Source organism: Bacillus sp. AL-1R, assembly GCF_052180195.1.
In the GTDB taxonomy this organism is placed as follows: Bacteria; Bacillota; Bacilli; order Bacillales; family Bacillaceae_G; genus Gottfriedia.
Map to the genome: position 1 here is coordinate 3,562,379 of NZ_CP197469.1, position 12,951 is coordinate 3,575,329.

Consider the following 12,951-nt stretch of genomic DNA (forward strand, 5'->3'; position numbering starts at 1 on the left):
CTATAAACTCTATAATTAACACCACCAATTTGAATTGCATATGACTTCTGGTGTATTGTATAGTTGAGATTTCCAAATTTAGGAATTTCCAATTTCATTATACTGGAGGAGTAATCATGGCAATTACTTTCAAACAAATGGTTGCAGAAGCACGTGAAAATGTAAAAGGAATCAGTTCAGCTGAAGCACGTGAAAAAATTAATTCAAACCCTGAAACATTAGTAATTGATGTACAAGACGCAGCTGATGCAGGTGCATGCGGATTAATACCAAGCAGTCTAAATATCTCACTTGGCATGCTACCAATCCGTGCTGATTTAGAATTACCTGAACATTTACGCGAGCCTAAATTAGCAGATCGAAATCGCCCAGTACTTGTGACATGTGGTGCAGGTGGCCAAGCATCATTAGGAGCATATTTACTTAAAAAAATGGGATTCACTGATGTTGCTTATATTGATGGCGGTACTGCTGCGTGGAAAGCTGCTGGTTTTGACGTAGAATAACGAACTACATAAGTAAACAATTTCAAAAAAACGTGTAGATAACCTACACGTTTTCATCATTTTTATTCTTACTAATTAAAAACTTTAACTTAGTAAAGGCTCGATAATCCTCATCCTTTTCAAGGATACAGCTTGGAAAATTATCATGATGAATAGAATCAGGAAGTCCTTGAGTCTCCAGACAAAGTCCTAGATACTTTCTAGATTGAATGCTTCTGATTGAAAAATTATTTAAAAGTTGTGTTCCAGTATAAAGGACCACCCCAGGTTGATTCGTTTCAATCGTTAGTACCCGACCATTCTCTTCATCACTAAGTGTAATCTGTTCAGTATCATTTTCCTCTAAAAGAAAGGGATGATCGTATCCATTTCCTGCTAAAATATTTTGAGGATGAGAAGATTCTACTCCATCAATTAATTTCCTACCTTCTGTAAAATCAAATGGTGTATTATCAACATCTATTAATCTTCCGGTTGGAATTAATTCCTGATCAAGTTCAACAAAGCGTTTACTTTTTAGTATTAAGTAATGATTTAGAACATCTCTTTTTAAATCTCCAGATAAATTAAAATAAGAATGATTTGTTACATTTAACAATGTTCTTTGATCGGATTTTCCTTCATACGTAATGATTAACTCATTTTTATTGTTTAGAGTATAGATAACCTTCATATCTATATTTCCTGGATAACCTTCTTCACCATCTAGACTTTGATAAGTAAAAACAAAACTAATCTTATCTTTATTTTCTATGATCTCTGTATCCCAAATAACCTTGTCAAATCCTTTGAGACCACCATGAAGATGATTACTCTTATTATTAATTGCAAGCTGATACACCTGATTATTCAATTCAAAATTAGCTTTATTAATCCTTCCTGCTACCCGCCCAATTACCGCTCCAAAATATGGAGAATGTTCAACATATTCATTAATTGAATCAAACCCAAGAACGACATTTTCAAACTTACCATTTTTATCAGGTACGATGATTTTGTTTATTATACATCCATAATCTAAACAGGTTACTTTCATTCCATGAGAATTTATCATTGTATTTGCAAAAATTGTATTCCCATTTAGCTCTCCAAACTTCTCCTTATATACTCTCATGATTTTAAACTCCTCATAATATATCAATAAATCGTATGAATGCTTCGAATCCTTTTTGATCCCACTTATATACTCCGGCATGTTCTAGTGCTCTTAGAAATTTTATACCTATTTCATTCCGAACTATATCAGACACAGTTTGAGTTGAAATGTTTCCTGCGTAACGATTTTTCATATCTTCGCCCCAAGTTAGGTGGTATGGCTCTATTTCATTTGCTTGTCCAAGTAAATATTTCTCGATTTCAGTAATTTCTCGATCGAGCCTAGCTGGTAGGACAGCTAACCCCATCACTTCTATTAAGCCAATATTTTCTTTTTTAATATGGTGAACATCCTCGTGCGGGTGAAAGATTCCTAATGGGTGTTCTTCACTTGTTCTGTTATTACGTAATACTAGGTCAATTTCAAATTCTTTATCACTGTTGATACGAGCAATGGGAGTAATTGTATTATGACGAACTTCACCTGTATACGCGACGAGATTAACATCAAGATCACTATAATTCTTCCATTTATCTAAAATATACTCTGATGCACTGATAAGATCGCTTTTATTTACTCCTCTAAGACGTATGACAGACACTGGCCATTTAAGAATTGAGGCAGATATTAACGGAAAACGTTTCATCTTAAATTCATATTTATTTACTGCTTTTGCCATTGCAAACTCATAATTCCCACCTTGATAATGATCGTGTGAGAGAATAGACCCTCCTACGATTGGTAAATCGGCATTTGACCCAATGAAATAATGAGGAAATTTTTCTATGAAGTCTAGTAATCTAGTAAAAGTTTCACGATCTATTTTCATATCACGGTGAGTATCCGCTAAAAGGATGCAATGTTCATTGTAATATACATAAGGTGAGTATTGTAGTAGCCATTTCTCGTCGTTAATATGTACGCGAACCATTCGATGGTTTGAACGAGCAGGATGCCCAATTCTTCCAACAAATCCTTCATTTTCGATACATAAAAGACATTTTGGATAGGTAGTTGTTGCAGGTTTCATTTTTCGCTCAAAAGCAATTTGCACTGGATCTTTCTCTGGCTTTGATAAGTTTATTGTGATATCTAATTCACCATAATTAGTATTGACTTTATAGCTAATATTTTTGGAGACATCTTTCGTTTTAATGTAATTACTATTTTGGCTAAGTTTATAAAAATAATTAGTAGCTGCTATTGGATCATTTGAATACTTTTTATAAAATCTATTATTCAAATCTGAGGGTCTCGGTAAAAATATATCCATCAACTTACTTAAAAAAATCTCTATTTCATCAGACTGATTCTTAATAAACCCCTCTTTTATAGCATAAGAAGCAATTTCTTCTAGATAAACCGGAATATCCTTATTCCGATCAAACGGTACTTGATTAGGAAATGAATCCAAAGCTAATAGACTCATAATTTTGTTTCTGGAGTATATCTCATCCTCTGAATGAATTAATTCTTCTGAAATAACACGATGCAGCAGTCCCTGGATCGAAGCATAGATATTCATAGTTAATCACCCCTAGTCATTGTATCCATCAATATTTGATCGATGCCAGTTCCAAGCATCTTGAATGATCTGTTTGATGGAGGTGTGTTTTGGTTGCCAACCTAATACTTCAATTGCTTTTGTAGAGGATGCAATTAACTTACTAGGATCTCCTTTTCTTCGTTCAACTATTTTAGTAGGAATTTCATGTCCGGTGACTTCTCTTGCAGACTCAATAATCTCTAATACTGAATAGCCTTGGCTACTTCCGAGGTTGAAAATATTGCTTGCCCCACCATTTTGCAAATATCGTAACGAAAGAATATGTGCATTAATTAAATCTTCAACGTGGATATAATCTCGAATACAAGTTCCATCGCTTGTATCATAATCATCGCCAAAAATTGAAATAAATTCACGCTGATTTAATGCCACTTGAAGTACTAAAGGAATTAGATGGGTCTCTGGTCTATGATCTTCACCAATCTCTCCAGTTAATCGAGCACCAGCAACATTAAAATATCTTAGAGAAACAAATTTAATACCATGGGCAATATCACACCATTTCATTAATTTCTCCATCATTAATTTTGTTTCTCCATATGCATTTGTAGGAACTGTTTCCATTTCCTCGGTAATTGGCATAATTTCTTGTTCACCATATGTAGCAGCTGTTGAAGAGAATACAATATTTTTCACACCGTACTCGACCATGACATCAAGCAATACTTGAGTTCCATAAACATTATTATCAAAATATTTTATAGGCAAAATCATAGATTCCCCCACTAACGAGTTAGCAGCGAAATGTAAAACGCCTTCTATTTTCTCATTTTCAAAAACCTTTTGTAAAAAACTTTTATCACGAATATCTCCAAAATAGAATTTAGCATTGGGATGGATTGCTTTACGGTGACCTGTTTGAAGATTATCAACGACTACAACATCATATTTTTGATCAATTAATTGATACACAGCGTGGGAGCCGATATAACCAGCACCTCCAAGAACTAGAATACTCATTGTAGAACCTCCATTGTAATTTCCTTCGCACCATCGCCAATACCAGCGATATAAAAACAAGCTTCATAGCCTATTTTTTCTGTGTAAGCCATACCAACTTTTTTAAGAAATGCTTCAGTATATTCTTTCTCTACAATCGCAATTGCACAACCGCCAAAACCTGCTCCCGTCATTCTAGCACCTATTACACCTGGTTGTTGCCAAGCAGCTTCTACTAAAGTATCAAGTTCTATGCCCGTAACTTCATAATCATCACGCAAAGAGATATGTGATTGGTTCATTAACTCTCCAAATACTTTTAAATTGTTATTCTTTAATTCTTTTAAAGCCTTTAATGTTCGGTGATTTTCATAAACAGCATGTTTTGCTCTTTTTCTAACCGTTTCATTTTTGATCGTATCTTTAACTAATTCAAACTCTTGTTCTGACAATTGTCCTAATGATTCGACCTTAATATGCTTTTGTATATCAGAGAGTGCCTGTTGACACTCTTCTCTACGCTCATTATACTTAGAGCTTACTAATTCTCGCCTTTTATTCGAATTCATAATAATAAGATGGTGATTTTCTAGAAGAACGGGTGCATACTCATATTTTAGTGTTTGGCAATCTAGTAATATTCCACAACCTTTTGAGCCCATTCCTATAGCAAATTGATCCATGATCCCGCTGTTTACACCTATGAATTCATTTTCAACCTTTTTACCTAGTTTCACCAAATCTAAGCGATTCATATTTAGCTCAAACAAAGAATCTATGATCACACCAGTTACTAGTTCAATTGATGCAGATGAAGACAATCCAGCTCCACTCGGTATATTACCGTAAAATAAAATGTCTACACCCGAATTAATCTCGGAGTTATCCTCCAAAAGAAACTTAATTATTCCTTTAGGATAGTTCGCCCAATTGTGCTCTTTATTGTAATTTAAATCTTGGAGGCTGAATTCAATAATTCCACTTTCTGGGAAGTTCATTGAATACAACCTTATCAAACGATCTTCTCTTTTTCTTGCCAGCCCATATGTCCCAAATGTAATTGCACATGGAAATACATTCCCACCGTTATAATCGGTATGTTCTCCAATTAAATTTATACGACCAGGGGCAAAGAAATATCGTGTATGACTAATAACAAAAATATCAGAGAATTTTTTACTTAAAGATGATAAATCCATACGAATTCCTCCAAAGTTTACTTCGAAATTTCTATTGATTCTCTTATCTTGTTTACTATTAAACTTATTTTTTATTAATTTCTTTACTTTTTAGCCCTGTAATATTAGGGTGATCTTTAGATAATTATTAATCTCAGAAAATCGATTACTTAACAATTTCTGAATGCCACATATCATTTATTTTTTTAATTTCTTTTAAATTGCATTTTGGTTCACGCGTATAAGTTAGTAATCCATTAATCTCTTGTTCAACATCGGTTAATTGTGTATAGCAATACCCATGCAAAATGTTAGAACTATAGACAGCTTTCATAACTCTTGAATAATCATTAATAAAATCCTCTTCATTTCCTACTGATGTGTATCCCCATCCCGCATCAGCACCAACTTTGTATCCGATTCCTCCAAACTCTGTTAATAATATCGGTTCACCTTCATAATTGAACCCGTTTGCAAATATGGATCTTTTGGCTGGCATTGAAGAAAGAATAGTTTCTTCCTTAGCTAGGTCCTCTACAAATCTTTCGTATTTGAAACCTTCGTCTTTATTTCCATGATTATAATTATGAACTGCTACTATATCTGATTTAGTTAGTTCCCAGCCATCATTTGAAATAACAAGTCTAGTTGGATCAATTGAATGAATTAAATGGTACATTGCCTGTGAATGATGTTGCTGCTGACGGTTATCTCTAACATTAGGTATGCCCCAGCTTTCATTTAGTGGTACCCAAGCAATTATTGATGGGTGATTAAAGTCTCTTTCAACTATTTCAACCCATTCCTTCATTAACCGTGCAGCTGCATCCTCGCTATAAGATGGGCTCGCAGCGCATTCTCCCCAAACTAGGAACCCTAGTTTATCTGCCCAGTATAAAAATCGCGGATCTTCTACCTTTTGATGCTTACGACAACCATTAAAGCCCATTTCTTTTGAAAGAATAATATCCTTTTTAAAATCTTCATCAGTTGGTGCAGTCAATAATCCATCTGGCCAGTAACCTTGGTCTAAAACTAATTTTTGGTAATATGGACGATTATTCAAATAGATCATTTTGTTTTCCGTATGAATTTTTCTCATTCCAAAATAAGTTTTGATTTCGTCTATTTCATTATTCCCTTCAAATAATGTAATTTTCACATCAAATAAGTTAGGGTTTTCAGGTGTCCAGTTCCACCCATCATGGTGAAAACTTGTACGAAAAATCTTTTGATTATATAAGCTAAATGATCTCCTATTATACTTTTCATGAATTAATATTTTATCTTTCAGTACTCTTTGACCTTTAAATTCAATCTCAAATTGAACTTCTTTATCTAAACTATTACCTTCAATCTCAAATTCAACACTAATTTCACCTTTATCTACATCTGGTGTAAAACGTAGCTTTGAAATATGGGTGGGATTTAGCGTTTCAAGCCAGACCGTTTGCCAAATCCCTGTTGTACGTGTGTACCAGATACTGTCAGATTGTTCTAACCAATATTGTTTTCCACGTGGAATCGTTTCATCTGTTGAAGGATCCTCTACTTTAACAACTACTGTTTGTTTACCAATCTTTAAAGAGTTTGTAATATCAAACTGGAATGCTGTATTCCCACCTTCATGGAACCCAACGAATTGTTCATTTACGTAAACCCAAGCACGATAATCTACCGCACCAAAATGTAAAATGACATTTTTACCATTCCAGTTTTCGGGTACTTCAAATTCTCTCTTATACCAAACAACATCATGGAAAGCACTGTCATTTATTCCACTAAGTTTCGTTTGATAAGCAAATGGTACTTCAATCTCTTTATCGAAAACACAATTATTTTTGTACCATTTCTGTTTAGAACCTACATTATCATCATCAAATGCAAAGCCCCACGTTCCATTTAAGTTTAGCCATTCTTTACGAACTAACTGCGGTCTTGGATATTCACAGCGATAGGTCATAAACGATCTCTCCTTATCATCATTTAGTAAAAATATATTTTTCTATTTACAGATTATTGAAAGCGCTTTTAACTAATTTTATTAAAAAAGTAAAAACCAGTCAATGTTTTTACTAAAAATTTAACTAAAATTTTTAACTTCATTATGAAGCAAATAAAAAAACACATGATACTTGGCTAATAATGGCCTAATCATGTGCTTTTTACTAGTTACAACTTTCTCTGATCACTAATTTAGTAGAAATACAAACCTTTTTTGCGACTTGTCGATCTGCCAGTTTTTCTAATAATAAATCAACAGCAGTTGCCCCCATAATTTCAGTAAAAACTTTAACTGTACTTAATGGAGGATGTACATATTTGGAAACACTTATATCATTTACCCCAATAATACTTACCCTATCAGGTACTTTAATATTTTCCTCATGAAGAGCCTTTAATGCACCAATTGCAATTGGGTCATTACCAACAAAAAACGCAGTAGGTAAATTTTCTTTTTGTTGCTGTATTGCTTGCTTCATAAGTTTATATCCATCATTTACAGAGAATGTTCCAATATAGACTGAAGAATCGTTATACAGTCCTTTTTCTGATAGGAACTTCTCAAAAGTAACTCTTCTTGGATCATCGATATCAGAAGTCTGATCCTTGTATGTTTCTTTTCCCCCAATATACCCAATATTAGTATGACCATGATTAATAAAATATTGAAGTACATTTTCTGTAGCCTTAGTAAAATTACTTACTACTGAATCAAATCGATCTTCATCAGGTGAAGAATCTACAAATACAATGTTTTCAGTTCGTTTACTTAATTCTTCTGCTTGCTTCGTACTAAATTTTCCAATTGCTATAATCCCATGAAATTCTTCATTAGTATTTTGAACATCCATGTACATCTTTGTTGTTTGGATATTCTGTAAATCACACTGAGTTTCCACACCATGTCGAATTGACATATAATACATATCATCTAACTCTTCTTTTTCAGTATACCAGTGTACAATTGCAATTTTATAAGATGTAGGACGTCTTCCATTTTTCTTTCGATAGGAAAGCTCTTCAGCCACTTCAAATACTCTTTGTTTTGTTTCGTCACTTACTGATAATGTTGTATCATAATTAAGTACTCTTGAAACTGTAGCAATAGATACACCTATGCGTTCAGCAATATCTTTAATCGTTGCCATATTATACCCCTTATTAATTTTGTCTATTTAAAAGATCTCTCTTATTAAGAATCCTCTCATTTTTCAGCGATCATTATCCCGTCTTCTGTTTCAACCATTTTTATAAACAAAGGTCTTTCATCACCGTGAGGAGTATCAGGATAATGTGTGCAAATATATAATTGACCTTGTAAATCACGAAAAAGACTAGAATGTCCTGCATTTCGATCTAAAAGCAGTTTAGTGTCATGTTCCCATTCACCAATTATCTTACCATTCTTTGATCTTGCAATCGCTACTGTATATCCCCCCATCCCAACATCACCATAGTTAGGAATGGAATAACTAGACCACATCATTATTAGTTCTCCATTATTAGCTTTATACATAAAAGGTGCGTCGGTTAAATATCCCTCTTTTTCAATTCTTGGATCGCCAAAATGACGAATCCACGGCATATCTGCAGCATTTAATATTTCAATTGGCTCACCAACCGATTTTTTTAAATCCTCGGACAATCTTACCGCTTTTATTCTACCTTCATATAATTGGGTCCATTCGTGACAAAAAACCATCCAATGTTCACCAATATCATCTTCATAATACGTTCCATCTAAGCATTCCCAGTCTTTTGGAGTAATAGACCCTTCACTATGAGGAATATAAGGACCTGCTGGATGTTCTGCTACTAGAATACCAGTACCACGATGCTCACCAATGCCACCTTTAAACGATGCAAACATATAAAATAAACCGTCTATTTCAAAAACTTCAGGAGCCCAGTAATGTCTAACTCCCCAAAAACCCTTTGGTGGATTAAATGCCACATATGGACCTTCCCATTCTTCTAGATCATCACTGACAAATACTTCAAATACTGGATCTTTATCACCACAGCCATCTGCAAAGGTTGTTCCATATAGATAATACTTTTGCTCTTTAGGATATGTAAAGATAAAAGGATCTCTCATATGAATCATATCAGTTTTATATTTATTAATTGTTCGAAATCCTGTTTTCATATTCTTCTCCTTTTGATTTTAATAAACTACTACTATTATCTCATTCTTCTATTTAATACCGGTATTTGTAACGCTTTTTACAATGTATTTATTCGCAATTAAGAAAACAATTATCCCAGGGATTGTTGCGATTACGGTCGATGCCATCATTTTGGCAGGATTAACAAAATTCGATCCTTGAATTAGTGTTGCGACCCCTAGTGTAATAGTTTTCATTTCATTTGAGCTTGTTACTAAAGAAGGCCATAGGAAGTCATTATAAATTGCTAAGAACGTAATAACACCTAACGTCATCGCAACAGGTTTAATCGTAGGAAATATTACATGAAAAAGAATTTGCCACTGAGTTGCTCCATCAATATGAGCTGCTTCTTCTAAATCTTTTGGAAATGAAATTAGAAAATTATATATTAAAAATACTCCCATTGTGCTTGCGGAATATGGAAGAATTAAAGGGATAAACGAATCTAATAGATTGAAAGACTTAAACATATAAAATGCAGGAAAAAGAGTGACAATTCCAGGAACTGCTAGCGAAAAAAAGATCATTCCCATAATAAGCTTTTTACCAGGAACATTTAATCTTGCTAGTGCATAGGCCGCTAGAATATCCACGAATACTACTAAAATTGTGCCAATAATTGTAATAAAAGCTGTATTGAACAACCATTTTAAGATTGGCGTATCTGATACCGTACTAAAAATACTTGTATAATTTTCAATTGTCCAAGTCGTTGGTAAAATACTAGAACTTGACATTGACTCGCTTAACGTTTTAAAAGATGTAAAAATCATCCATACTAGTGGTAAAAGAAATAAAATAGCTATTATAGTCGCTATAATAAGAATTGGGAGTGCTTTCTTTGTAGTTTTACTCATTTTTATCACTTCCTTTTTAATCTTTCTTTCGATAAGAAACCCAATATTGAATTCCAGTAATAACCATCATAATTAATCCCATGAGAATTGCCATTGATGAACCGATACCAAGTTGATTCATACCAAATACCGATGTTTGAATATTCATGATCAGTGTATTCGTTGATTGTTCAGGACCACCGGCAGTAATTAACTTTGTTTGTCCATATAGATTAAAGGAAGCAATCACTGTCATTATTAGAATAAAGAAAGCAACATTTTTTATTTGTGGTAAAGTAATATAGATGAATTTCGCCCAATTACCCGCACCATCTAAATCTGCTGCCTCATATAATGAAGAATCAACTTCGTCTAATGCATTAATAAATAGCATCATATTAAATCCAATTGACCACCAAATGGTAGCGATTAATACTCCAATCCACGCAAATGGCTGGGCACCTAACCAATTGATTGGCTCCTTTATTACACCAATATTCAAAAGTACATTATTTACATAGCCTCCGTTATTATTGAGTAACCAAAGAAATATCGACGATACTGCTGTAACAGAAACTGAGTATGAAATAAAAAAGATTGTACGGTAAATCCCTTTAAATTTTTTTGGGAGTTTATCAATAATAAGCGCGAGCCCTAAACTAATGATAACTAGCGGCGGAACACTAAGTACTACAAAATAAAGAGTGTTCTTTAAACCTTTTATAAATAATTCATTATAAATTGTATCCGGTGTAAGAATAGCAATATAGTTTTCTAGGCCATTAAACCCCAAGTTCCCTGAAGATATATTCCAATTGTGTAAGCTTATCCAAACTCCAAAAACCAACGGAATCGCCCAAAATAGTAAAAATAAAATTACAAAAGGGGAAACCATTAGCAATGACCAAATCCTATAAGATGCTCCTTTATACATATTTGCCCTCCAATGTGAACCCTAATATTCACTCATTCTATTAAATGATCAATGTTAAATACCACCGTATAATGAATTTACCAGATTAGCAGAAAGAATGACCCCGTTTTTATACAAGAGTCATTCTTCGTACAGTTTTACTTTTTTGGTGCTGTATCTGCGATCTGTTTAGCCTTTTTTGTTGCTTTTTTTAATTCTTTCATTAAATCTTCCTTTGTAAGATCTTTAGTTTTCACTAGTTTACTAAATACTGTTTCATTCATATATCTCATTTGTTCACCAAATTGATATACTGCTGGTGGACTCACATAGTTATCAAATTGTTGAGAATTTTGATAAGCAATTTCATACTTATCTGGCTCAGCCTTAATTTTTTCTAGCGTAGCAAGATGTACTGGAGCTTGTCCACCTTCAGCCCAATGAATTAAGTTTTCAGGAGTAAACATAAATTTCAAGTATTCGGAAATACCAGCTAAAACCTTTTCGTCTTTTACTTTTGAAGATAAAGCAATTGTATGTGCATTTCCATAAGCAGCTAATTTTGTGCCAATCTGAGGAATTGGAGCCACTCCTAAGTTTTCTCCATACTTTTCTTTAGCTGCACCATAGAACCAAGGACCAGTAAGTGCTACAGCCGTTTGATAAGCTTTCCCACCCTTTGCTTCCTTCATGAAAGTTTGGAATTCACCGTCTGTTCCTAAACCGGATGGAGACACTTTATCTTGCCAAACCATATCATGAAACTTCATTAGTGCATCTGCATACTTAGACTGAGCAAAATTTAATTGATTCCCTTCTTTTAATTCAATACCATTTTGAACAGCAATCATATGCATGTAGAATTCAACTAATCCACTTGAAGGAACTCCAAGAGCATAAAGATCTTTATTCTCTGCTTGAAGTGTTGTATTTATTTTTAGTAAATCTTGATATGTTTTTGGAGCTTCTTTAACCAACTCTTTATTGTAGAACATTGTTAACGGATGAATATCCAGCGGTACTGCCATAATTTCACCATCTATTTTTACAATATCTATTCCGGCTTTATGGAAGTCTGTTTCTTTTATTCCAGCTTTATCCAAAACTGGCATAATATCTTGAATTAGTCCATCTTGTATATATGTTTTAAGGTTATTTCCGTGGATTACAACAAGGTCATAATCACCTGATTTAAACTTAGTATAATGATCTTTTTCTTGTAACTCTGTAACAACATACTTATCTTGAGAGGCGTTGAAAGCGTCAGTAATTTTTTTCATATAAATACCATCTCCACCAGTAAATCCATTAATAAAGGAAATCTTTACTTTACCATCACCATTTGTGTTTGCATCTGTACTTGTAGATTTACCGCCAGAGCAACCAGCAAGCACTAAAAATATTGAAACTACTAAAGCAAATATCTTTGAGATTTTCATTTTGTTTCTCCTTCCTTTTATTAGCACAATTCTGAAAGCGCCTTCAAGGTAAGGATAGTATATTCTCAATTTACAGTCAATATATTTTACTAAAATTTTAACTAAAATTTTTAACTCACTTTTAGTAAATAATTTATCTGTTTTTTTGAATAATGAGGTTCGGTTCTTAAAGGCAGTTCAGGACTTACAGCTATTAGATTGAAGAAGTTTATTAAAATTTCCTCATAAGAACATCTACTATTTCTACTTATCTTACTCGTCATAAAAAGAGCCAAACAAAAAGAACCCCAATTACCAATCGG

At 33.5% G+C, this 12,951-nt stretch carries 11 protein-coding genes; 1 reads left to right on the forward strand and 10 read right to left on the reverse strand.

Translation table 11 applies throughout. The annotated features are described in order from the left end of the window. Positions 1-116 precede the first annotated feature (116 nt). The gene (locus tag ACSBO6_RS17115; RefSeq protein WP_098847602.1) at positions 117-506 is read left to right on the forward strand and encodes a rhodanese-like domain-containing protein; all 390 of its coding nucleotides are present in this window, start codon (positions 117-119) and stop codon (positions 504-506) included. Positions 507-549: 43 nt separating this feature from the next. Here the strand turns inward: ACSBO6_RS17115 and ACSBO6_RS17120 are convergent, their stop codons facing one another. From ACSBO6_RS17120 to ACSBO6_RS17165, 10 genes are all read right to left on the reverse strand, one after another. Further along, a complete protein-coding gene (locus tag ACSBO6_RS17120; RefSeq protein ID WP_098847599.1) occupies positions 550-1,620 on the reverse strand; it encodes an aldose epimerase family protein in 1,071 nt (356 codons plus the stop codon). Between the two features lie 13 nt (positions 1,621-1,633). Next, the gene (locus ACSBO6_RS17125; RefSeq protein WP_098847596.1) at positions 1,634-3,127 is read right to left on the reverse strand and encodes a UDP-glucose--hexose-1-phosphate uridylyltransferase; all 1,494 of its coding nucleotides are present in this window, start codon (positions 3,125-3,127) and stop codon (positions 1,634-1,636) included. 12 nt (positions 3,128-3,139) lie between these two features. Further along, complete coding sequence (gene galE, locus ACSBO6_RS17130) at positions 3,140-4,129, reverse strand: UDP-glucose 4-epimerase GalE (protein WP_098847593.1); 990 nt, start codon at positions 4,127-4,129, stop codon at positions 3,140-3,142. After that, positions 4,126-5,307: a galactokinase gene (locus ACSBO6_RS17135; RefSeq protein WP_098847590.1), complete on the reverse strand. Its 1,182-nt coding sequence runs from the start codon at positions 5,305-5,307 to the stop codon at positions 4,126-4,128. Before ACSBO6_RS17135 ends, galE begins: the two co-directional genes overlap by 4 nt. Positions 5,308-5,452: 145 nt before the next feature. Continuing rightward, positions 5,453-7,249: a glycoside hydrolase family 2 protein gene (locus ACSBO6_RS17140; protein WP_498843711.1), complete on the reverse strand. Its 1,797-nt coding sequence runs from the start codon at positions 7,247-7,249 to the stop codon at positions 5,453-5,455. Between the two features lie 205 nt (positions 7,250-7,454). After that, positions 7,455-8,438 carry a LacI family DNA-binding transcriptional regulator gene (locus ACSBO6_RS17145; protein ID WP_498843712.1) on the reverse strand — a complete coding sequence of 328 codons (984 nt, stop codon included), beginning with the start codon at positions 8,436-8,438 and terminating at the stop codon, positions 7,455-7,457. Positions 8,439-8,494: 56 nt separating this feature from the next. Further along, complete coding sequence (locus ACSBO6_RS17150; RefSeq protein WP_498843713.1) at positions 8,495-9,439, reverse strand: glycoside hydrolase family 43 protein; 945 nt, start codon at positions 9,437-9,439, stop codon at positions 8,495-8,497. 48 nt (positions 9,440-9,487) lie between these two features. Continuing rightward, positions 9,488-10,318: a carbohydrate ABC transporter permease gene (locus ACSBO6_RS17155; RefSeq protein ID WP_098847578.1), complete on the reverse strand. Its 831-nt coding sequence runs from the start codon at positions 10,316-10,318 to the stop codon at positions 9,488-9,490. 16 nt (positions 10,319-10,334) lie between these two features. Then, positions 10,335-11,231: a carbohydrate ABC transporter permease gene (locus ACSBO6_RS17160; RefSeq protein WP_098847575.1), complete on the reverse strand. Its 897-nt coding sequence runs from the start codon at positions 11,229-11,231 to the stop codon at positions 10,335-10,337. A gap of 137 nt (positions 11,232-11,368) precedes the next feature. Further along, positions 11,369-12,649 carry a type 2 periplasmic-binding domain-containing protein gene (locus ACSBO6_RS17165; protein ID WP_098847572.1) on the reverse strand — a complete coding sequence of 427 codons (1,281 nt, stop codon included), beginning with the start codon at positions 12,647-12,649 and terminating at the stop codon, positions 11,369-11,371. Positions 12,650-12,951: the final 302 nt, after the last annotated feature.